This is a genomic window from Vibrio sp. R15-SG3-ISO1A, assembly GCF_059833955.1.
In genome coordinates this window covers 88,625-111,920 of the sequence record NZ_JCBDGH010000096.1, presented here as the reverse complement: position 1 = coordinate 111,920, position 23,296 = coordinate 88,625, and the positions used below count along the sequence as shown (strand labels likewise).

20 protein-coding genes are annotated in these 23,296 nt (G+C 50.2%); 8 read left to right on the top strand and 12 right to left on the bottom strand.

The annotated features are described in order from the left end of the window. Positions 1 to 6 precede the first annotated feature (6 nt). The 6 genes from AC6R0L_RS17730 to AC6R0L_RS17705 form a co-directional block, all read right to left on the bottom strand. Positions 7 to 3,099 (bottom strand): hybrid sensor histidine kinase/response regulator, encoded by a 3,093-nt coding sequence (locus AC6R0L_RS17730; RefSeq protein ID WP_500629997.1) that lies wholly within the window; start codon positions 3,097 to 3,099, stop codon positions 7 to 9. Beyond that, a complete protein-coding gene (locus tag AC6R0L_RS17725) occupies positions 3,092 to 3,676 on the bottom strand; it encodes a SpoIIE family protein phosphatase (RefSeq protein WP_500629996.1) in 585 nt (194 codons plus the stop codon). Before AC6R0L_RS17725 ends, AC6R0L_RS17730 begins: the two co-directional genes overlap by 8 nt. Further along, positions 3,676 to 4,098: an anti-sigma regulatory factor gene (locus tag AC6R0L_RS17720; protein ID WP_500629995.1), complete on the bottom strand. Its 423-nt coding sequence runs from the start codon at positions 4,096 to 4,098 to the stop codon at positions 3,676 to 3,678. Before AC6R0L_RS17720 ends, AC6R0L_RS17725 begins: the two co-directional genes overlap by 1 nt. Before the next feature lie 20 nt (positions 4,099 to 4,118). Then, positions 4,119 to 4,469, bottom strand: a complete 351-nt coding sequence (locus AC6R0L_RS17715; protein WP_334551603.1) for an STAS domain-containing protein — start codon at positions 4,467 to 4,469, stop codon at positions 4,119 to 4,121. A 12-nt stretch (positions 4,470 to 4,481) separates the two neighbouring features. After that, positions 4,482 to 5,405, bottom strand: coding sequence for a protoglobin domain-containing protein (locus AC6R0L_RS17710; RefSeq protein ID WP_500629994.1), 924 nt, complete (start codon positions 5,403 to 5,405; stop codon positions 4,482 to 4,484). 276 nt (positions 5,406 to 5,681) lie between these two features. Continuing rightward, a complete protein-coding gene (locus AC6R0L_RS17705; protein ID WP_500629993.1) occupies positions 5,682 to 6,143 on the bottom strand; it encodes a TetR/AcrR family transcriptional regulator in 462 nt (153 codons plus the stop codon). A gap of 497 nt (positions 6,144 to 6,640) precedes the next feature. Between AC6R0L_RS17705 and AC6R0L_RS17700 the strand changes: the two genes are divergently transcribed. Together AC6R0L_RS17700 and AC6R0L_RS17695 are read left to right on the top strand one after the other, a co-directional pair. Beyond that, entirely contained in the window at positions 6,641 to 6,934 is a 294-nt protein-coding gene (locus AC6R0L_RS17700; protein WP_500629992.1) for a YfcZ/YiiS family protein, read from the top strand. A 122-nt stretch (positions 6,935 to 7,056) separates the two neighbouring features. Then, positions 7,057 to 7,662 (top strand): hypothetical protein, encoded by a 606-nt coding sequence (locus tag AC6R0L_RS17695; protein WP_334551597.1) that lies wholly within the window; start codon positions 7,057 to 7,059, stop codon positions 7,660 to 7,662. Positions 7,663 to 7,740: 78 nt separating this feature from the next. On the opposite strand, the gene AC6R0L_RS17690 is transcribed toward AC6R0L_RS17695, so the two are convergent. Beyond that, positions 7,741 to 8,838 carry a 1-acyl-sn-glycerol-3-phosphate acyltransferase gene (locus AC6R0L_RS17690; RefSeq protein WP_500629991.1) on the bottom strand — a complete coding sequence of 366 codons (1,098 nt, stop codon included), beginning with the start codon at positions 8,836 to 8,838 and terminating at the stop codon, positions 7,741 to 7,743. 230 nt (positions 8,839 to 9,068) lie between these two features. On the opposite strand from AC6R0L_RS17690, the gene AC6R0L_RS17685 reads away from it, so the two are divergent. Continuing rightward, positions 9,069 to 9,677, top strand: coding sequence for an AraC family transcriptional regulator (locus AC6R0L_RS17685; RefSeq protein WP_500629990.1), 609 nt, complete (start codon positions 9,069 to 9,071; stop codon positions 9,675 to 9,677). Between the two features lie 95 nt (positions 9,678 to 9,772). Here the strand turns inward: AC6R0L_RS17685 and AC6R0L_RS17680 are convergent, their stop codons facing one another. After that, positions 9,773 to 11,116: an alpha-amylase family glycosyl hydrolase gene (locus tag AC6R0L_RS17680; RefSeq protein ID WP_500629989.1), complete on the bottom strand. Its 1,344-nt coding sequence runs from the start codon at positions 11,114 to 11,116 to the stop codon at positions 9,773 to 9,775. 424 nt (positions 11,117 to 11,540) lie between these two features. On the opposite strand from AC6R0L_RS17680, the gene AC6R0L_RS17675 reads away from it, so the two are divergent. After that, positions 11,541 to 12,464, top strand: coding sequence for a M14 family metallopeptidase (locus tag AC6R0L_RS17675; protein WP_500629988.1), 924 nt, complete (start codon positions 11,541 to 11,543; stop codon positions 12,462 to 12,464). 84 nt (positions 12,465 to 12,548) lie between these two features. Here the strand turns inward: AC6R0L_RS17675 and AC6R0L_RS17670 are convergent, their stop codons facing one another. Together AC6R0L_RS17670 and AC6R0L_RS17665 are read right to left on the bottom strand one after the other, a co-directional pair. After that, entirely contained in the window at positions 12,549 to 12,743 is a 195-nt protein-coding gene (locus AC6R0L_RS17670) for a hypothetical protein (protein WP_334551586.1), read from the bottom strand. 159 nt (positions 12,744 to 12,902) lie between these two features. Next, positions 12,903 to 14,483: a BCCT family transporter gene (locus tag AC6R0L_RS17665; RefSeq protein ID WP_500629987.1), complete on the bottom strand. Its 1,581-nt coding sequence runs from the start codon at positions 14,481 to 14,483 to the stop codon at positions 12,903 to 12,905. A 399-nt stretch (positions 14,484 to 14,882) separates the two neighbouring features. Between AC6R0L_RS17665 and AC6R0L_RS17660 the strand changes: the two genes are divergently transcribed. Then, positions 14,883 to 16,661 (top strand): alpha-amylase family protein, encoded by a 1,779-nt coding sequence (locus AC6R0L_RS17660; protein WP_487901658.1) that lies wholly within the window; start codon positions 14,883 to 14,885, stop codon positions 16,659 to 16,661. Beyond that, positions 16,658 to 18,502 (top strand): maltodextrin glucosidase, encoded by a 1,845-nt coding sequence (gene malZ, locus AC6R0L_RS17655; RefSeq protein WP_500629986.1) that lies wholly within the window; start codon positions 16,658 to 16,660, stop codon positions 18,500 to 18,502. The genes AC6R0L_RS17660 and malZ overlap by 4 nt, the downstream gene beginning before the upstream one ends. Here the strand turns inward: malZ and AC6R0L_RS17650 are convergent. Beyond that, complete coding sequence (locus tag AC6R0L_RS17650; protein WP_500629985.1) at positions 18,462 to 20,294, bottom strand: ABC transporter ATP-binding protein/permease; 1,833 nt, start codon at positions 20,292 to 20,294, stop codon at positions 18,462 to 18,464. The two genes, malZ and AC6R0L_RS17650, sit on opposite strands and share 41 nt — an antisense overlap. Positions 20,295 to 20,386: 92 nt before the next feature. Next, positions 20,387 to 21,202: a 4,5-DOPA-extradiol-dioxygenase gene (gene ygiD, locus AC6R0L_RS17645; protein ID WP_500629984.1), complete on the bottom strand. Its 816-nt coding sequence runs from the start codon at positions 21,200 to 21,202 to the stop codon at positions 20,387 to 20,389. A gap of 187 nt (positions 21,203 to 21,389) precedes the next feature. Here ygiD and AC6R0L_RS17640 point away from each other — a divergent pair, with 187 nt between their 5' ends. After that, positions 21,390 to 22,271, top strand: coding sequence for a LysR family transcriptional regulator (locus AC6R0L_RS17640; protein ID WP_487901659.1), 882 nt, complete (start codon positions 21,390 to 21,392; stop codon positions 22,269 to 22,271). Positions 22,272 to 22,364: 93 nt separating this feature from the next. Beyond that, positions 22,365 to 23,288 carry a DMT family transporter gene (locus AC6R0L_RS17635; RefSeq protein WP_487901612.1) on the top strand — a complete coding sequence of 308 codons (924 nt, stop codon included), beginning with the start codon at positions 22,365 to 22,367 and terminating at the stop codon, positions 23,286 to 23,288. The last annotated feature ends 8 nt before the right edge of the window (positions 23,289 to 23,296 follow it).

The following is a 23,296-nucleotide window of genomic DNA, read 5'->3' as shown; positions in this document are numbered from 1 at the left end:
ATCCTCCTACTCCAACTGCATTTGCTTATCTGATAACACCTGTTTGAACGACTCACTTGCTGCCACCAAATCATAATCATTAATGTGGCGACAACAGAGGTCGAACGCATCGCCGGCCAGTGCTGACCTTAAAGCGTCATAGTGCTCTTCAAGGAAATCGACTGCATCGACATCCGCCTCTTCTAACAATAGGTCGAGTTGCGCGATCAAAGATGAGACATCACCGTCACTACCTGTGACCACCTCTGAGACGGGCGGCGTGCACGCAATACACGTACAGATTTGATCAAAAAATGGCGCGATCGCGTTATCCAGTTCGTTCAACGCCGCCGATGTTTCGCTTTCGTCCTCATTGATGAGCGCGAGCTCTAATCGAGATCCCATCGCCGCAAGTAAGCCAGCGCCAAGATTCGCCGCCGTCCCTTTTAATGTATGCGCCATGAGCACCGCCTCGTCGCGCCGCGCGTCTTGTATCGCAGAGGTGATGCGCGCCACGACATCACGCTCTTTGTCGACAAACTGACCCAAAATACGCTCATACAAATCTCGGTTTCCCGCCACCCGCAATAAGCCACTTTGGCTATCCAATCCTTGGATGGTATCAAGGGATAAGGGCGCTTGAGACGACATAGGTGATGTAGGACACCATTCATCTTGCCCAGCACTCCGCTGGACCTGACATAAGCGAGCGATGGCTTTAAACAATCTGTCTGGGTCAATCGGTTTGGAGATATGATCGTTCATGCCTAACGCCAAGCAGCGATCTCGCTCTTCGACCATGGCGTGTGCCGTCATTGCAACCAACGGAATCTCGTCATACGTCGAGTTGGCTCGAATGCGGCTCGCCGCTTCATAGCCATCCATCACCGGCATCTGTAAATCCATGAAGATGATGTCGTACGGCTGCTCTGCCGCCGCCAATTGGTCCAGCGCTTCTTGACCGTTATTCGCCACGGTGACCAGCATACCTTTGTCTTGCATCAATTCGACCGCGATCTGCTGGTTGATTTCATTATCTTCGGTCAGAAGAACGCGTAGCCCAGACAAATCCGACGCCGATAGCGGCGCACTGTGCGCGGTTAACTCACTGGTTGATGCAAACAAGCCGATCACAAGATCAATCAGATGGGATTGATTCACCGGTTTGGAGAGCGTGCCACTGACGTTGAGCGATTGAATCGCGCTTGTGAGCTGCTCGGTTTCATGACCTGCCAGCAACACAATATGGTAGTTGGGCTGATTGGAGAAGAGCGTGGATATTTGCTCGACAACTGCCGCATCCTCGCGGGTACTCGTGCTGATAAACACCAAATTGATTGGCGTCTCGCTCGACATTGATTGCTCTAGGTGTGCTAGCGCTTTTTTGCCATCGTCCATCAATACAGGCGAATTAGGTAGTGCCGCAAGCAGTTCTCCCATAGTGGTCAGCGCTTCGGCGTGTTCATCCACCACCAAAGGTCTGACATGATGAAGTTGACTCGGCACAACTTGGCTCCAGTGACTGCGACTGTCCTTAACCCCAACCAGCGCGCTAAAGGTGAAACAACTGCCTTTGCCCGCTTCACTTTGCACTGAGATATCGCCTTCCATCAACTCGACCAAACGGCGACAGATTGAGAGGCCTAGGCCAGTTCCGCCATATTTGCGGGTCGTACTGCCATCGGCTTGCGTAAATGCCGTAAACAGACGCTGGGTTTGTTCCGGCGTCATACCAATACCTGTATCTCGCACCGCGCATTGCAGCATGATGCGATCGCTCCCCTTAGGTTCAACCGTCACATCGACCGAAATATCCCCTTGATCTGTAAACTTTACAGCGTTGTTGACCAGATTAATGATAATTTGCCCAAGGCGGAGGGGATCGCCATATAGGGTACGCGGAATATCGGTTGGCACATGAAAGACCAGCTCCAATCCTTTCTCGAACGCCTTTTGTCCCGTTACCGTTGACACGTTGTGCAGTACCTCGTCTAACGAGAACTCTACTTCCTCTATCGTCAGCTTGCCTGCTTCAATTTTACTGAAATCGAGGATGTCATTGATGATGCCAAGCAGCAGTGAAGCTGAGCTGTTAATTTTGCTGATGTAATCTCTTTGCTTATCACTCAATTCGGTTTTCAGCGCTAAATGAGACATCCCAATGATGGCGTTCATCGGTGTTCGAATCTCATGACTCATGTTGGCGAGAAACATGGATTTTACTTCGACCGCTTCTTCGGCTTTTTCTTTTGCTTGATTGAGCTCATACTCAACTTGCTTTCTCTCGGTCACATCACGAAGGAACATCGCCGCGCGGCATTCACCTTCAATTTCAAACAGACTGATCCCTAAATCAATCGGGATCATAGTGCCGCTCGCGGTGTAGGTTTGCGCCTCAAAAAACGCACCGTTGATACGATCAAATTGATGCACATTAATCGAACGGTGAGTAAGTTCAGCCAGCTCTGGCGGCAACTCTATCTTAAGTAATGTCAGCAGGTCCTGCCCGACCGCCTGCTCTGTTGTGTAGCCGTAACACTCTTGCGCGGTTTTGTTCCATAAAATGACCGACATACGATCATCGACAATCGCAACGCTCGACGGCGCGCCGTCGATAATGGTTCGCGACAGAGCCTCACTCGCCACCAGCTTCTCACTGCGACGACGGATTTCTTCTTCCAGCCCTTGCTGATACACCGACAACTCGTGATTTTTCACCTGCAGTTCATGCATGAGTTCATCACGTGATTTTTGCGCTATCAGTGTCTCGAGATCTGCCATCTCAGCATCGGATAAGTCTGATTTCGCGCCAAGAAACCATATCACCTGATCAGACAACAGCGAGAGGTCAAGCCACTCCAACAACCGCTGACGAAGCACACTGTTGCCTTGTGGCGTATTAATGTAAACCCGTACTCCGGTGGGCAATACATGCACTACCGCCTCATAGTTCGCGCTTAAGGTAAACAAGTCATCAAACAGTTCAGCAGACAAAAACGACAGCTGATCCACTTCTTGCTGACGATAACCCAGGGCCTGAACCACTCGCGCCAGCTTTCGTCGTGTCATCACACGCGAACGATCGTCACTGCGAAGTGTCAGTCTTATCTCATTACTCATCTCTAAACCTTATCGCGAGTGCCGTCGCATCATCGAACTCTTTGGCGTAGCGCTCAAAGAGCAGCCCAACCACCGCATCACAACTGATGATTGCCGCCGAACTCACTGCCTCCTCATCCAGATTTTCACTGATACCATCACTGGTAAACACAAACATGTCTCCCGGTTGAAAGGAACATTGAAAAGGCAAAAGATTGGGAAGCATCTCGCCAATGACGCCCGATTTGGCAGGAAAGGATCGCGTTTTCGGCCATACCTGCCTCATTAATGTGTTTCCTACCCCAACGCCCTCTGCAACCCACGCGCTAGTGTCAAAAAACACCATAGTCGCTGCCGCGCCCAGTGTGCCCCGCAGGTGTTGGTGCAAAGCGGTCATCAAGCCCGTCACTGGCCAATCGCGGCAGTGCTGAAGAAAGCGCTCAATCTCTCGCGCTAACAACGCCGCTTGCTCACCATGGCCAAGCACATCAATCACTACCACCAACACGCCATTGGGTCGCTCATCAATGACAAATCCATCTCCTGCTTCTAACTCGCCCAGATAGGGCACCACGCGCGCACTGTAATCCAATCCCATTAGCGCCTCCATTTAACGACATCGACTTGCGTTCCTTCGCCCAATGGCGCGTTGATATCAAACTCATCTACCATTCGACGAATACCCGGTAAGCCAAGACCTAACGTTTTCCCTGTTGAGAAACTATCGGTCAACGCCTGTTCGATATCTTCAATTCCCGGTCCATCATCTCGGGCGGTAATTTTTAGCCCTGAGCGCGTATCGTCGGTGACATCAAAAAAGGTGATCGCGCCATGACTGGCGTACTTCAAAATGTTCGTCGCAAGTTCTGAAACCACAGTGGTTAACTCACTAACCACCGGTGGCGTAAACCCACGCTGCTGCGCTAAGGTATACATCGACATCACTGCAGTCATGACGTCGGTATCTTGATGAATGACATGACTGTCAAGCACCGTTTCTTGTTGCTGTGGTATTGCCATAGTGACACCTCAAAGATCATTTACATCTCAAATATCGCTAGGCCGTCATCAATGTTGTTCACGCAATTAAGCTTGGTTGTGTCGTAGTCAATGTTGACCAGTGCCATCGCAATACCTGGTCGAATCCCAACAAACACGCTCTTGCGCCCCATCACCGTCACGGCTTGAGTAATGTCAACTAACGTATCCATCGCAGTACGGTCGAGCGTTTTGACTCCGGAGAGATCAATCAACACGCCGTCTACGTCTGAATGTTTTACTTCTTCGAGCAAATCGTTTTGAAAAGCCACCAACGTTTCCAAACTGAGGTCAATTTGAATGCTGGCGATCAGCACCCGCTTGACTCGATTAATCGAGATACTATTGTCCATCTTGTGTCTGCATCATCCTCGATGTCGAATTTCTTTTAGGGCGTCTACGTTCATACCTATCGCAGAAAACGCATTTTCAAGCGCATCGCGCAGTGTTGCGCTGGTACTCACCTCGCCCACGTTGATCCCTAGCTGAACCATCGTTTGTGCAATGGCAGGCGAGACGCCGGACACTAAGCACTCACACCCCATTAACTTGGTTGCTTTGGTGATCTTGATAAAGTGGTTGGCAACCGCAGTATCTACGACCGCGACCCCTGAAATATCCATAATGAAGATTTTTGCACGATGCTCAGCGATTTTATTGAGGACCGCCGCCATGATGTCTTGTGCGCGCTTAGAGTCGATGATGCCAACAATCGGCAACATCAGAATATCTTGCCAGATCATGGTAACCGGCGTTGACATCGCCAGTAGTGCCTCACTTTGCTCAGCAATGCGTTTGTTGATAAGACGAGAATAAGACTCGACCACCAAGGTGGTGTCGAGGTGCAGTAACTTAGTGAACGCTTTGACTAAGGAGCTGTACTCTTCGCTGCTGGTTGTTTCCCCTGACATATAATCGGTAAAGATCACCATCGAGGTATTCATCGAGGCAAAATAGGTCGGCAGCGGCAAGCGAACTCGGGCATGCACTTCCCCCACCTCCCTGCGCCGAGCAATATAATTAGCATCGACATTGGCAGCAAAAAAAGATTGCCAATAGATCAATTGGGAGTCTTGGACCGATTTCAGTTTCTTACTGTCTGAAAAGAACTGACGATACTCGGGGAGTTTATCCAGCCAAAGGTAAAACTCATGCACAAACTGATCGAGCTTTGGCACCATTTTTTCACCAAATCGGCGAATAAGCGCCAGATCTTCCTCGGTTAAATCATGAAGATGCAGCAGGCTCTCCGGACTGTTATAACTTTGACTTGTGGTGCTAATTACCATCTCAGGCTCCCATCCTGTTGAGCTATCTTAAATATTCGAATAAACAAAGAGATAGTTCAAGGTTAGTACAAGCTTAGAGAGTGTGTGAAACCGAATATTTGAAAGTTGTTATTCTGCGGGCGTGCTAACGTTGCGAATAATTAGTCTAAAACTTCGCTTCCCTTCAATGCGGAAAAAGGGTAAAGCGAACCTTCTGGTCGGAGAACCTCTGAGAAATAAAGAAAAACCGCACACTGTCTTCACAGGGCGCGGTTTAAGATTTTTCCGATTTGATGATTAAGCTGTCATGCTGACAAGGGATTTACCCATCAACCACTCGAGCTCTTTTGCACTCTCATCACCAAACTGAGTTTCTACGGTTTTGTATAGACGCTCAATTCCATTTGACGCAAATTCAGGGGCGTTGTGCGACGTCACCACATGGTGGAATAGCAGGCGTAAAATCGCTTTAAATTCTGGATTATCTAGCGCCGTTAACCAGCTGGCCGAAAACTCATTTAATGAGTGATCAAAATCCAAGTGCTCAACAAACATTTTGAAAATACGGCCATCCAAAGCGGCGGTAAAATCGGTCTTTTTCGGGAAGTGATGACTGATCCCAGTTCGCGACACGCCGGTTTGTTGGCTCAATGTGGTGTATGACATTTTGTCATATCCGAGGCGTAACAGTTGGTCTACGACGGCATCCATTATTTTCTGAATGGTGATTTCAGTATCTTCTTTACTACGCTTAGGCATGTTTAGGCTCTTCTCTTTGTATATCCATCTAAATCAAAGTGAATCAAACATGACACCTCTACGAGTTAGCTTTACGGTGCATAACACCCTGGCAGTGAAAAGCGCGCGAGCGCATTTCGTGTCGTGGCTAATGCAGAGCAACGCAAAATCTAACGATCTGGCGTAAGCTAAGTTTTCACAAAAGGCCATAGGGCATTTTTATGAAATGCAAAGACATCATTACTTCTGTATATAATAAGACCGCCGATAATCTTATAAATCCCCCCGACTGACAACCGAGAGCGCACATTCGGCGTGAGTAATTATCATTAATTTTCTCAATTAATTGACAAAGATCACACTGATAATAGGATTCATTCACAATCAATCAGAGCCCCACTGATATCTTACAGCGTAGCACAGTAAATGGTATGTCATGCTGCATCATAGGTTTTTATGTGGATTCACTTCAAATAAACCGATAAAATGACCACAAACTTTGTAAGAGGATAGTGACTATGAGCACTGAACAAGAACAAGTATGTGAAGCGTGTGGCTGTGCAGGCGAAATGGGCTTCATCATCAAAGAAGGTGACGATGTTGCACAAGTGACCATCTTCGCTGAGAACAAAACGTTGCTTGAAGCTGAGTTGGCCAAATATCTTGAACTGGCGAAACAAGTGTCTGAGAGCGTGGAGTATCAAGTATCTCCTATCGCCGATGACGCAAAAGAGCTGACCGCTCACTTCAAATTTGAAGTGAGCGCTGAAAAACTGATTTTTGAACTCAAAACACGTTCACTGGCGCGCTAATCGTACGTATAGAGTGTTGATGTGTCAAAAGCGGGGTCCATCCCCGTTTTTTATTGGCTTAAAATTGACCCTAAGCCCGCTCTCTCTGATACTAAACACACGTCTGTTCATCGTGAGTGTTCATGAAGTATCTCGTTAAACTTGTTGCGCTTTGGCTCAGTGCCGCCTCCTGTGTCGCTGTCGGGGAGCCACTCGACACCTACCGTATTTTGAATCATCTTGATAATTACGGGAACTTGGATCTGCGCAACAAGCCCTACACCTCTTTGCCTGATGGCCTTGTGATCAAGGGCAATCTCAATATTGCCAAAACTCAAATGACACAAATCCCGAAAGGGATAGAGATAGAAGGCAGTTTGGATGCCTCAAACAGCGGGCTGAAAAAAATCGCCCCAGGAGTCAAAATACGCGGCTATGCCAACCTCCTCGGGTCACAAGTGACTCGTTGGCCTCCCGGTATTCAGGTGGGTGGGTTTCTCAATTTTACTGACACGCCTCTAGCAAGCTTGCCACCTAGATTTCGCGTTAAAGGCGATTTGAGTGTGATGCGCACACCACTGACCGAGCTGCCGGAAGGACTGACGGTTGATGGGAACCTCTATATTGGCGGCTCCGCCATCACCACCTTTCCAGACACCATGACCGTCAATGGCAACATCTTCCTTGGTGGAAATCGCATTAGCCGTTGGCCGACCAATCTGACCCTCGGCGGTGCCGTCGCTCCCTAGAGTGAGCACTAACCGACCGAAAAAAAGGGCACAGTATTCAAACTACTGTGCCCTTATTAATTGAACCGCGAATACCGCTTACTGGTTTTTCACCGGATTGGCATAGCTGGCGATCAGGTGGCGCTGCGCACCCTCTGGTAACGCTTGCAATTTGTCGGCTAAGCGCTGCTTAACCCCTTCTTCGACACTTTCATCGCCAGAGGCCAGCAAGTTAATTGGGAACAACTTGTAGTGACGGTGGATTTGCTCGTCGATGGTACTCGCCAGTTCATCAGGGCTATCACAACCCGATTGAATCACGTCGCCAAATGCTACATGGACGCGGCCTTTGTAGCCCACAATACCCTGAATGATACTTTCGATATCTTCAAACTCACCTTTTTGATACACACCGTGAGTCTCTTTTTGATGCAGTTCCAGAGCCTTAGCACTATCACAGGGATCATATTCGTAAGAAATCGAGACCGGGACAATATTGAGTGAGCGGATGTAGTCGGCAAAGTCGACTTTCTGTTTACGTCCTTCGACATGAAACATCTTTAAAATCGCAGGATCAGTAAAATCATTCCCATCTTTCGCTCGGCCCTCTTTTTGTGCAATCCAAATCGAGTGACCAGTGTCGAGAGAGTGCTTAATGTACGCAGACAAGGTGCCCAACGCTTTCATCATCTCACGTGGACCTTTGGCTGAACGTTTAACAATAAAGCTCTTATTGAGCTTCATCAGCTCCGTCGCGCACGGTTTTTTCAATAAATTGTCGCCGATCGCAATGCGCACAGTTTTGTGGTTATTCACGTGCAAACCATAGTTAACCAACGCCGGGTCCATGGCAATGTCACGGTGGTTAGAGACAAACAAATAGGCTTGATTAGGATCTAGCTGGTCTAAACCGCTGTAGGTGACGCCGTCTGTTGTCGTGTTAAGCGTACGCTCAAGGTAGGATTTCACTTCCAACTGAATGGTTTCAACAGAGTTGAGCTTAGACCATTTCATTTTTAGCGCGATTTTCACCAATGGCGACATCAGCACAGTAAACCAGCGTCCACGGTTTGAGAAGCGATGTTTTATGATGGCGCTGATAAACTCTTCATCATTAATTAAGCGTTCAATCGCAGCAGGAATTTCGTCGTCGTTGTAAGGGCGGATGTCTACAAATGGGTCTGTGGTTGTGGTCATGGTCTACTACATCAAATTTAAAGCTGGCTTATTCTACGCGGAGTTTGTGCGCTTAGCAGCTATCGTTGTCGCACAATTAGTAAGGTCAGACCAGAATGTCGGCCCATTTTTGCGCAAACCGTCACCACTTGAGACCGAAAAGCGTGATTTGATTGTGTAGGTTAGCGGCAAGATTGGCATTTCAATTAGAAAACGGTACTCTTGTCGCCCCATAAAGAGTGAGTTTTTCCATGCATTACGCCATTTCCTATCAAGCGCAATCCCACGAGTATCTGACGACAACACCACGTCGTCACACCATCAAGCACGGTTTGCTGCGCGTCACTCAAGGATTCGTCTTTATCCGTTTGGGCAAAAAAGAGTACGTCGTCGAGCCAGGCGATACCTTTTGGCTGCCATTTGATACCCTAGCGGCCGTCACCTATACGCCGAACACTCAACTGGATCGCATCGAGCTATCGGTACGCACCCAACTGCCACTCGTAAGGCAAGCGGGCTACATCCAGCCCACCCCTCTGCTAACCGCGCTGCTTGATCGCTTAAGCACGGTTGATGACAGACAAAAACAGCTTCCGCTACTCACGGTCGTGCGTGATGAGTTACCCTCGATTACGCCTAAGCTGAGCGAATCCACATTCACTAAACAGCTCAATCAATGGTTAAGCGACAACACCCTACGAGCGCAAAGCCCGTTGCCAAGTGAAGTGCAACTCTTACTCAGAGTACGTGAAGCGCGTAAACAGATGCTGTCAGGTCAAGCGCGCAGCCAGGTAATCAAACAATGGTTTGATGGCAACGACGCCCTGTTCGACAATCTGGAACGAGCACTGGTTGGCTAGGTGATGCACGCCTAGCCAACCCGCCCATTTCAAACTCTCCCACTAAACATCGTTGGAGCTAAGGAGCGTCAACGTGCCTAAAGAGCTTCATTGGATTAGCGTACCAACATCATGGCGCTTTTAGGGGCCACAGTCAGCGCATTTTCAGTGCCAAATACTCTCTTTCCTGTCAGCACATCCGTCATCGCCGTCCCCTCTTTTCGCTCTATGGTTTGACTGCGTGTCGATTTGTTGATCACCACAAGACCATCATTGCCACGAGCAAACACCAAGAGGTCGTCTCCGGCTTCAATGATGCGCATCGGTTTGCCATGCATTTGATTGTGAAAGGCAATGGCGGCGCACATTTTTTTGTCCTTCCAAGCGGATTGCCAGCGAGGCTGACCCGAACTGTCTTGAATGCCACTGGTATCGAGATCGGTATAGATCAGCGGTACACCGCCATCTCGGCCCAAAATGTAGCAGTAAGCTAACCACTCCAACGTCTCATCCATCACCAAATTCGCAAAGACATCGTTATTGGGAATGTCATGGGTAATGGCGAACGTAATCGCTCGACTTTCCGATAGCGCTTGGCCAAAGCAATAAGGATCCACCAAGCTTTTCAAGCTTCCTTTCGGTTGTAGCGCGTCGAACAGTGTTTGAAACAGGGGAAAGTCGTAGGCTCCGAGATCGGTTTGAGCAAGAAAGGGCTCTAAGAAGAGATCATACTCTGGCTTGGTCGCACCCCCACTGGTGATAATCTCACCGAAAATATGGACGTCGTGACAAATCTCATCCGTCCACACTTTTTGCAGATGCTCCAGCGTCATGTGCTTTGCGGCATCAATGCGAAACCCTTTGACCCCGAGTGACTTTAGGGCTTTGAGATATTGCTGCTGAATGCTCACCACATGCGCGTTGTCACGCAGAGTAGGCAGCCCCGGATCGCTTGGCCCGCCAGTAATTCGGCCATTTTGCACTTGCCATTTGTCCTGCCAATCCGAGATGCCGAACGCTTCGACAAAGTCATCGTGATCGAACAGTGGCTCACTCAAATCACCAAACAAACGTTGGCGCTCGTAATACGCCTTGTCCTTCTGGTAGGTCTCTATGTCCGCAGCACTGGGGTAGTGTAAATCATCACGTAACGAGGATTCATTCGCCATATGGTTAAACACGACGTCCGCGTAGACCTCCACCTTGTGCGCTTTCAGCGTGGCAATCATCGCGGTAAATTGCTCGGTGTTACCCAATTGATTGTCTATCACTCGATAATCTTGCGGTTGATACCGCTGCCACCACTGTGTGCCTTGTTCGCGCTTAAGCGATTTCATCGGTGGCGACACCAACACGGATTTATAGCCCGCGTTAGCAATATCTGTTGCTCTCGCTTTGACCATCTCATAAGGCCAATCGAAAGCATGCAAAATGACGTCGGTTGCATTCGAGATTAACATCACGATTTCCTTTACCTTTTTGTCAAACGGCTACGTCGGTAGCCCGATTGTCTGCCATTTTACCAAAGCGAGATCCGCTTGCGATTCCCCCTTTATCCGCTTCTTGCCGTAGTAGGTGCGAGGCGTAGAGAGGTGTTGTTCGATGGTAAATGGGCGTCAACTCACATAAGCTTGCTCAATAATCGTCAGCCTGATTGATTCATTGACTAAGCCACATCGTCGTGAGAAGCGACGGATAAGGGTGCAGATATACAATGAGTATAGTCCGAATTGATATGGTTTCCGATGTGGTGTGTCTATGGTGCATTATCGGCTATCAGTGTTTACGAGCCGCACTAAATTCCAGCAGCCGCCCATCAATGATTGCCTCTTGCGCAAGCTATCACTATGCTGTGTGCCCATCACCAATGACAAGGGGTCACCAATGAATCAAACACACGCTTACCCTATCGGAACACGCGGGCAGAAATGGACGGACACAGAGCGAGCGGCTTGGCGAGCGAGCGTGACAAAACAGCGCGATTATCAGCAGCAAGTCGTGAGTAAGATTGAAGCACTTCGTGGTCAATTCGACGTTGAACAATACGGCTCACTTGACTACGACGAGCAGCACTACGCACTTTACTGCATCAGAAGCCGCCAATGGGACGCAAGTAAAAAAGTGGTGTTGATCACTGGCGGCGTACACGGTTATGAGACCAGTGGTGTCCACGGTGCGCTGGCGTTTGCCGCAGAAAAAATGGCCCATTACAGCCAATATTTCAATGTGATCGTCGCGCCGTGTGTCAGCCCTTGGGGCTATGAAACCATCAATCGCTGGAACCCCAGTGCCATTGACCCCAATCGCTCTTTTTACGCCAACTCCCCTGCCAAAGAATCCGCGCAATTGATGAGGCTAGTTGAAAGCATCAACGAAGAGATTTTGGTGCACATCGACCTACATGAAACCACCGATACCGATGAAAGTGAGTTTCGCCCGGCACTGGCCGCTCGTGATGGCCTTGAGTACATAGAAGGCATGATTCCCGACGGATTTTACACTGTTGGAGATAGCGACAATCCGCAATTAGACTTTCAAGCCGCGGTGATTAACGCGGTGAGCAAAGTCACGCACATCGCCCCAGCGGACGAAAAAGGCGAAATCATTGGATCTCCTGTCGTAAGCCACGGCGTCATTCTCTATCCAATGAAACAACTCGGCCTATGTGGTGGCGTCAGTACCTGCCTGTATGGCACCACCACTGAAGTGTATCCAGACAGCCAACACGTCACCGACGAGGAGTGCAATGCGGCTCAAGTCGCGGCGATTGTCGGTGGACTGGAGTACGTGCTCGGCCAGAATCAGTAACAGAAAAGCGTCATACCACAGACAATAGAACACAGATAAAAGAAGAGGCAGCCAACAGGCTGCCTCTTTAGTCCATCTGAGTGATTATTTGTCTAACGACAACCCCACCTGACTGATTTTACTTTTGAATTCTTCGATGCTGTCTGCTTGATAAGTAGGACTGCCGTTAAAGTAACGTGGCTTTTCTGGCTTCATTGCCTCTTTTAGCGCTTTCTCTTGCTCAAGGTCATCATGATAAACCGTCACGCGGTGCGGGATGTCCTGCTTAAACGTAGCCATCATTGTCTCCTTTTTGACGTTGCTGTTGTGTCTTCTTACTTAAGCGTAGACGCGATGCCAGGCAAGGCCTGCCCCTTAATTTCGATTTGTGAGCATCACAGCAAAAAAAATGAGCACATCGCTGTGCTCATTTTCATTCTTTCATTACCACTTAATCACTTACTGATAAGCGGGCAGCTCAGACTTCAAGCCTTTCAATAAGCTGACACACATCACCAGCAGCACCAGCGTGAAAGGCAGGCCGGTCGCAACCACGCCCGACTGCAAGGCTTGCAGGGCCTCTTTGCCCCCGACCCAAAGCATCACCGCCGCGATCGAACCTTCGATACACGCCCAGAAAATGCGCTGAGGGACAGGTGCATCAATTTTACCGCCCGCCGTAATGCTGTCGATCACCAAAGAGCCGGAGTCCGACGACGTCACAAAGAACACCAAGATTAAGGCAATAGACAGTACAGAAATAATGGAGCTGTAAGGCAGCTGCTCATAGACATGGAACAGCGTCAGTGAAATATCCGTTAAGCCATTGGTGCCCAGCTCTCCGACTTTATTGACCACTTGATCCAGTGCAATACCACCGAACACCGCCATCCAGATCAGCGTCACCACGGTTGGAATCACGATCACGGCAAAAATAAATTCACGAACAGTACGACCTTTCGAGACTCGAGCGATAAACATACCCACAAACGGTGACCAAGATACCCACCATGCCCAGTAGAAGACTGTCCAACCATGCATCCAGTCGATGTCTTCACGGCCATGAGGGTTACTCAGCGGCAAGATGTTTTGTACGTAGGCAACCGTGGAGTCCCAAATTGAAGTGGTCGCGACATCAAAACTGACGAATAACACAAACACCAACAGTGCAAACGCGACAATCATGTTGACGTTTGACAACACTTTCACGCCGCCATCAATACCACGAATCACTGAAATGACCGCAATGAAGGTAACGAAAGCGATGACCATCATCTGCATGCCGGTGCCGCCATCAAGACCAAACACATGGTTAATACCACTGGTCGCCTGCTGTGCCCCTAGACCCAGAGACGTTGCCAAGCCAAACAGCGTCGACAACACCGCAAGAATATCGACCACGTGACCTAACCAACCCCACGCTCTGTCACCAAAAATGGGATAAAACGCGGCGCGCAGCGACAAAGGTAGCCCCTTGTTATAGGCAAAAAACGCCAGAGAAAGCGCGACGATCGCATAAATCGCCCAGCCATGAATACCCCAGTGGAACAGCGTCGCCCCCATCGCCAGGGACTTCGCCTGATCGGAATACGGTTCAGCGTTTAACGGCATGCCCCACCAATCGGTGAAGTAGGCCGTCGGCTCAGCTACACTCCAAAAAAGTAGGCCGATACCCATGCCCGCGGCAAACAGCATAGAAAGCCAAGAGACAGTGGAATACTCTTTCTTCGCATCGATACCACCGATGCGAATTTTACCTAGGGGCGAGAAAAGGAGCGCTATCGCAAACACGACAAAGAAGTTTGTCGCCCACATGAAAAAGACATCAAAATCGGCAATGATACCGTTGCGTAAGCCGTTGAGCGCGTCGCGCGCTGTTGCCGGTTCAACCACTAGTAAAGAGACCAAGCAGAGGATGACGAGTCCTGCGCTGATACCAAAAACGGGATTGTGGATATCAAATCCCCACTTTTGAACGTTGTCTTGACCGACTTGATAATCCGTCGTGTCGATACTGTATTTTTTAAATTCACTATCCATAAATAGGTCTTTTGCTAACGTAGTGCCTACCTTAATTTTGTTAAGACTGGCGCTAAGTCGCCTCCTGATAATTTGAACACTAATTATAATTAACCGGTGAGAATCATAACATTTACCGAAAAATTGAGCAATCGTCACATTTTCATGACCATTATCGGATCAAAAAATGCATATTTTAATTTGAAAACAAAGTAATTTTCATCCTAATCCGCAGAGTCAACCGTGACGACGGCGGTCAATGATTCGAAAGTCGCTTATCCCCCTAATCAGTGGAATGTCTAGCGCGCTCACAGAAACGCCCTCTACGCCCCTAATCGTTCTACCGAGGATGAGGAGGCCAGGATCAGGGTGTTCTACACTTTGCTCTCATCCGATCAATACCCGAGCGAGTGGCAAAGCATGCACAAAATTACCCTGTACCAAGTCTTTACTCGCCTTTTTGGCAACACCTCTACCGCCAACGTCCCTTGGGGAACTCGCGAGCAAAATGGTGTTGGAAAATTCAGCGATTTTACGCCTCGCGCCCTTGAGGCGATTCGAGATCTCGGCATCTCCCATATTTGGTATACCGGTGTGCCGCACCATGCGCGGGTCACCGACGATTCGCAATGTGGAATACGCAGTGATCACCCCAGTATCGTTAAAGGCAGAGCAGGGTCGCCCTATGCCGTGAAGGACTATTACAGCGTCAATCCCGACCTTGCCGACAATCCAGAAAACAGGAATCAAGAGTTTGATGCGCTGATTGCTCGCACCCATAAAGCGGGGCTTAAAGTGATCATCGACATCGTGCCGAACCATGTCGCGCGGGTCTACCAAGGACACAATAACCCGCCTGGCGTGCGCGATTTTGGCGCTGACGATGACACCTCGTTAACCTATCATCGTGACAATAATTTCTATTACTTGCCCGGCGAACACTTCTCAGTGCCTGACGAATTGGCGACGAATCCCCCGCTCGGGGGAGAATCTCACCCCGCATTAGAAGAAGCGTACGTTGAGTACCCAGCCAAATGGACCGGCAACGGTTCACGCTTGGCTCAGCCCAACGCCGACGACTGGTATGAAACGGTAAAAATCAATTATGGGGTAAGGCCCGATGGTAGCCACGATTTTGCCTCTCTGCCTCCGCACTATCGCCATTTAGATTGCGGCGAACACCTGCATTTTTGGCAATCGCAAAATGTGCCGGACTCTTGGACGAAATTTCGTGATATCGCGCTTTACTGGCTAGACAAAGGCGTCGACGGATTTCGATTTGATATGGCCGAGATGGTGCCGGTCGAGTTTTGGAGCTACCTCAACGCACACATTAAGCACACCAACGCCGACGCGATCTTGATTGCCGAGGTATATGAACCCGACCGTTATCGTGATTACATCCAACTGGGCAAGATGGACTACCTCTACGACAAGGTGGATCTGTATGACCACCTGGTTAAGGTCACCAAAGGCTGCGCTTCCACCAGCGAGATAGGCCGCATTGAATACCAACTGCGCGATATTGAGCATCATATGCTCAAATTTATGGAGAACCATGACGAGCAACGTCTCGCTTCACCCGCGTGTTGCGCTTCGGGTGAAAACGCCATACCGGCCATGTTAGTCTCGGCGTGCCTATCGAGCGCGCCGACCATGATCTATTTCGGCCAAGAAGTTGCAGAACCCGGCGCTGAAATGGCCGGCTATGGCCAGCCGTCTCGAACCTCTATTTTTGACTACGTTGGTGTCCCTCATCACCAACGCTGGATGAATAACGGCCAGTTTGATGGCGGCCAACTCACCGAGCAAGAACGCACACTGCGTCACTTCTACCAAAGGCTGCTTAACTTAACGTTAAACAGCCCTGCGCTGTGTGGCGACTACCATGATCTCTATGCCGACAACCACCAAGCCTTTGGTGATGGCGCAGATTACCTGTACGCCTTCGCGCGCTCTTGCTCGACGCAAACCTTGATCATCGCCACCAATTTTAGCCAAACGCAGTCTCATGAGGTGACGTTAACGTTCAACGAAGCGCTCATCGCCCAATGGCTACTCACTGAGGGGACCTACGCTTTGACCAACTGCCTAAGCGGCGACACACACCAGCTGCAGGTCAAAAATGGGATTGGCCGAGCCACCCTGAATTTTACGCCACTGTGCGCCTTTTACCTGGAACTCGGGGAAACACTATGACGCTGCCATATCTTTTTCATGGCCAATCTCGCGATTGGGTCACGCTAGATGAGACCAAACCTATCCTCACCGTGCGTTTAGCGACGGAAAAAGGCATTCACTTTGATAAGGTTCTCGTGCGCCATGAACCCGACAACGAAGAGTATTTGGTGGCCATGACCCGCGTCGACGAGACGCCCTATTTGGATATCTGGTCGGCCAGTTTCCCACTCAATCAAGATCGCGCCATCACGCACTATGTCTTCAAGCTGCTGAGCAACCAGCGTCAATACTGGCTCGATGGCCGACAAGTGAGCACCCGCATGCCGGGTAAAGAGACGCACTTTAAGTACAATCGCGAACATCAGCCACCTAAGTGGGTCAGCCAACAAGTGTTTTACCAAATTTTCCCTGACCGCTTTTGCAACGGCAAGCCCGAGTTAAGCGTGAAAGAGGGCGAGTATCTGGTGTCTCGTGGTACTAAGCCAGTCACCCGTAAACATTGGGGCGAACCCGTCGATTTGGAGGGCAATGGCGGCTGCGAATTTTATGGCGGCGATCTCTACGGCGTTGAAAGCAAACTCGATTACTTACAATCACTGGGTGTGACGGCGCTCTACCTCAATCCGATTTTTACCGCACCCAGCAACCATAAGTATGACACCGCGGATTATCGCAACGTCGACGACCACCTTGGCAGCAACGCCCATTTTGCTCAATTATGTGAGCAATTACGTGCGCGAAACATGCGCATCATGTTGGACGCCGTCTTCAATCATACCTCCACCGAGCACCCGTGGTTTAACTTGCAAGGCTGGCATGACACCCTAGGCGCGTATCAATCGGTGAACTCACCTTACCGTGATTACTACTTGTTTAATGATGAGGGCCAAGATTACATCGGTTGGAAGGGCATACAATCCCTGCCTGTGCTCAATTTTGACAATCCAGAGGTAAGAGAATACCTCTATCAAGGGGACGATGCGGTGATCAAGCATTGGCTAAAACCGCCCTACTCCATTGATGCTTGGCGATTTGATGTGATTCATATGCTGGGCGAAGGAGAAGGGGCAAAGAACAACGCGCACTACGTCAAAGCTTTTCGTGACGCCGCCAAGCAAGTCAACCCGGATTGCTACGTACTGGGTGAGCACTTCTTTGAAGCGACTCAATGGCTGCAAGGCGATCAAGAAGATGGCGCAATGAACTACTATGGGTTTGCACACCCACTCAGAGCGCTGCTGACAGGCTTAGACATCGCGTTTGACCCAATCGACATCAATGTGAGCGAGTTTTTGGATTGGCAAGCCGAGGCGAGAGCGAAACTGCCGTGGGCCAATCAATTAGCGCAGTTGAATCAGCTCGACAGCCACGATACTGCGCGCTTTATTGAGCTAGTTAAAGAGGAACCCGACAAATACGCCTTGGCTGCCACGCTGCTATTTAGCTATGTCGGCGTACCTTGCGTCTATTACGGCAGTGAATTGGCACTCGAAGGCAGTCATGACCCCGATAATCGCCGCTGCATGCCGTGGGATAAGGTGGATGCCAACCCCACTCTGGCTCTGTTTCAGGCATTGATCGCCGTGCGCAAACAACACCCAGCGCTGCAATACGGTGATTACGTCCCTCTGGTACACGACGACAACAGCTTTGTGTTTGCGCGTACCCTAGGCGATGAAGTGATTGTTGCCGCCTTTAACGTCAGCAACCAAAATCAAATCGTCTCTATTCCACTGTGGAAGCTCACCAAACCGGTGTTTGTGTTAACCGACTTACTCGACAAGCACGCCCTCCCCGCCGAAGGAGAATCCATGCAGATTACCCTACCAGCGATGGGCGCTCGCCTGCTTGGTGGCTAAATTGTAATTCAACCAGGCGCTGATAGAGCTCACATGACTCGAGCAGCGCCGCATGGCTGCCTTGGTCAACTAACCGGCCCCCGTCGAGTACAGCAATACTGTCCGCATGTTGAATGGTCGATAGACGATGCGCAATGATCAACGTCGTGCGGCCTTGCATCAGTTGCTCAAGCGCCTGCTGAACGTGATGTTCACTTTCACTGTCGAGTGCACTGGTGGCCTCATCGAGCAGTAATATCGCAGGATCTTTCAGAATCGCTCGCGCAATCGCAATGCGCTGCCTTTGACCACCGGACAAACGCACACCGCGCTCGCCGAGAAAACTGTGGTAACCGTCAGGCAGCGCCATAATGAACTCGTGCGCATGGGCTTTTTTCGCCGCCAGCATCACCTCTTCATCACTCGCGTCTGGGCGACCATAACGAATATTGTGCATCACATCTTGGCTAAACAGGGTTGGCTGCTGGGGAACCAGCGCCATATACTCGCGCAGTTGACTCGGTTCAAACTGCTTCACATCACGCCCTGCTATGCGCACCTGACCAGATTGCGGGTCATAAAAGCGTTGTAGCAGTTCAAACAGCGTGGTTTTTCCTGCGCCTGACGGACCAACAAGCGCCAGCACTTGACCATCTGCGACCTTAAGCGAGAGGTTATCGATTGCCGCCACATCTGGCCGCGATGGGTAGTAAAACGTCACCTGCTCCAGTTGCACGCTCGCTCCTTGGATTGGGCTGTCGCTCATGGCCTCACTCGGCCCCACAATATCACTTTGCACTTGAAGAATGTCGACCAAACGCTCTGTTGCCCCCGCCGCGCGTTGCAGCTCGCCCATGACCTCAGACAATGTGCCTAACGAGGAGGCGACCATAATGGCGTAGAACACGAACGCGCCCAAATCGCCAGCCGACATGGTGCCATGAATCACATCTCTACCGCCGACCCAAAGCATTCCAGCAATCGCAGTAAATACGATCACAATCACTCCGGAAATCAATATGGCGCGCTGCTTCACTCGCTGACGGCCAACGTCGTAGGCCTTTTCAACTTCAGTGGCAAAGGCCGCGCGCTCAAACGCCTCACGAGAATAACTTTGCACCGTTTTAATCTGTTCGACCGCTTCGCCGGCGTAACTGCCGACATCCGCCATCGAGTCTTGGCTACGTCGTGATAAAGCGCGAACTTTACGGCCATAAAAAAGAATCGGGACCAACACAAACGGCACGGACGCCAGCACCACCAAAGTTAATTTCACATTGGTGGCAAACAGCATCACTATCGCGCCTAAACACATGAGTGCGCTGCGCATCGCCATGGAGAAAGAGGATCCAATGATACTTTGCAACAAGGTGGTATCGGTGGTGAGGCGTGACATGATCTCGCCGCTGCTGTTGGTTTCAAAGTAACTGGGGTGCAAAGAAATCACATGATTAAACACCGCGAGGCGTATATCCGCACTGACACGTTCCCCCACCGATGAGACCAGATAAAAGCGAAAGAAGGTGCCCACCGCAATCATGATGGTGACTGCCACGATATAAAGGATCGCTTGCTCAAGCTCCGCCAATGACTGCTGCGAAAAGCCATTGTCGATAAGCATGCGTACCCCTTGACCCACCGAAAGCGTCAACGAGGCAGTCACCACCAACGCAATCAACGCGCCGATGACCTGCCAGCGATAAGGACGCACAAAAGCCAGTAACTCGAATAAAATCGCTAAGCTTTTACGTGATTGGGCACTTGGTGTTGCCGAAGATGTCTGATTTTGCTGATTGGTGGATGCTCGTCCCATCAAATGGTCTCTTTTTCCGTCGTGATGACGCTAGGCTATTGAACAGCTTCGAGACTACCACCTCACACACTAGCATGCACCCATTGGCTTTATCAATAAAAGAGGAATGAACGCATCGACACCGCGCCCAGTTCAATGCCACCTGTGATAGAGAAAAGCCGATCTTGTTCATCCGACGCTCCCGCAACCGTTAGCGCAGGCACATAGTGCTCAAGCGTTGGATTCGCTTGATAAAGCAGAGAACCCAGCTCACGCGTATCCGCCAAGGATGAAAAGCGTCGCGTTTGCAGCGCCTGACCGACTTTATCATCGAACTCTAGCGCCCAATCATGAACATGACCGTCTAAATCCAGAGCGCGTAGGTTGTGCACCACGTTGCCAGAGCCGAGAATTAAGACGCCACGGTGGCGAAGTTCACGCAATGTTTTACCGAGATTGAGATGCCAGTCGAGCGGCTTCGTAACATCAATCGACATCTGGAACACAGGAACGTTGGCCTCTGGGTAAAGAGATTTCAGCAGCGCCCACGCGCCGTGATCAAGCCCCCACGCCTCATCTTCATGGGCGTTGATGTGGTCAAGCAACTGCACCACTTCTCGCGCGAGCCTTGGTGCCCCGGGGGCCGGATATTGCTCTTCATACAGGGCCTTGGGAAAGCCGTAAAAATCATGAATGGTGCGAGGCTGCGCAGAAACATCGACCAGGGTCGAGCCTTGGCTCATCCAATGAGCAGACAGCACCAAGATCGCTTGAGGAGTAGGTAAACTGGCGCCCAGTTCCATCCACGAACGACTGTAGCGATTGTCTTCAATGATATTCATCGGTGAGCCATGACCCAGGAAGATCACTGGCATGCGTTCGGATGCGCTCAATGAGCGTTTTAGTTGTTGATAAGTCACGTTGGTCATTGTTGTGCCTCATAGTATTCGCTGGAGATGCTCCCTTGTAAGTAGGAGCGGATGAACTCAGTATGCGCAAAATAAATAATGAACACTATGTAGATTATGTGGAATAATTATCTATATTTTGTTCGTAATTTCATTCGCAAGAATGTTCCCCATTTCGATTGATCATAGGAGGATACCCGTGGATAAAATGGACGGACTTAGAGCCTTTGTCGCCACCGCGCAAACGGGTTCGTTTACCGCTGCGGCGCAAAGGCTTGGCATCTCTAACCGACTCACCTCCAAATATGTGGCTCAATTGGAAGCGCAGGTCGGCGCCCGCCTGTTGCAACGCACGACACGCAATGTCAGTGTCACCAGTGCGGGGTTGCGCCTACTCGAGCAAGCGCCACGTCTTCTCGCCGAATTTGACGAACTGTTCGAGCAAGTCGGTCGCAGTCATCAACAACTCTCTGGGCCACTCAAAATCTCCGCCCCCATCACCTTTGGTGAACTCTACCTGCAAGATCTACTGCGCCGCTTTGCCTTGCTTCATCCAGAGATTGAACTCGACCTGCGCTTAACCGATGATTTCGTTGATCTAGCGATGGAGGGATTTGATCTTGCTTTTCGCATCGGCCTGCCCGACAACGCTTCCGTTCGTGGCCGTAAGTTAGGCATTATTCACAGCCAGTTAGTGGCCTCTGCGGAGTATTTGGCCGCCCACGGCACGCCGATTAGCATCGACGATTTAGCGCAACATAGGTTGATTATTGACACCAATCGGCAAGGTTACCAACGTTGGACATTTACGCGAGAGGGCGTCCAGAGTGACTTCAAACCACGCAGCCAACTTAAAGTCAACAGTGCGCGCGTGGCACAAGAGTGGGCAGAGCAAGGGATGGGTATCGCTTTGTGCCCCGATTTTGTCACTCACGCTGGCATCAAAAGTGGGCGTTTGGTTCGGGTACTGGACGATTACGACCTCGGCACACGTTCGATGTACGCCATCTATCTAGCCGGGCATGAAATTCCACGTAAAGTCCGCGCGCTGATTGATTTTGCCCATCAAGAACTGTCATCCACAATCTAACCTATCTACCCAGCAAGGCTTGGCGTATGATGCGAGGCTATTGCGAATAATAATGAGAAGTCAGCTCAAGCTCCCCTTGAGCCATTTACTGCTATGAACGTCACTACGCCAACCTACCTTATCCCCGTTGGGGTTCGATTTATGCTCTTGTCTGCACTGGGCTTTGCTCTGATGTCGGCAAGCGTCAAGTACGTCAGTGAGCACGGTATTCCTGTGTTTGAGATTGTTGCAGCGAGGGCATTGGTGTCGCTCATCATCAGCTATCTGGATGTGAAGCGTAAGCGCCTCTCGGTATGGGGACACAATCGTAAATTGCTCCTCATTCGCGGCGCCGTGGGCACCTTCGCTTTGATGTGTGTCTACTATTCGGTCACCACGCTTCCCCTTGCGGAAGCGACCATCTTGCAATACGTACACCCGGTGTTCACCGCGCTGCTTGGCGTGCTGTTTTTAAAGGAGCGCATTCAAAGCGCCACAGTAGTGTGCATCGCTCTCTGTTTAACCGGGCTTGCCGTGATGATGCAACCCAACTTCAGTGACAGTGTTCACCATGAACTGCCTCCACTTAGTGTGATGCTCGCGCTCGGCGGCGCGTTTGGCAGTTCGATTGCTTACGTCATCGTTCGTAAATTGAGCCAAACCGAAGACAGCTCAGTGATCATTTTCTATTTCCCATTGGTCGCCCTACCTACCTCTTTACTACTGATGGGCGATAACGTCGTTTGGCCAAGCTTGCCAATCCTGTGCATGTTGGTCCTAGTGGGCATCTTCACCCAAATTGGTCAATACGGTTTAACGAAAGCGATGCAAACCCAAGAAGCAGGCAAAGCCTCGGCGTACTCTTACGTGCAAATCGTTTTTTCTACCCTAATTGGTGTTTGGGTCTTTAATGAAGTGCCATCGCTTTGGACCTACCTAGGCGGCACATTGATCATTACCGGCGCTTTGATCAATGTGTTTGGACGGAAAATGCTGCCACCTATTCGTAAAAGAAATGGGGCAACACGGGCGAAATAGCCGATTCA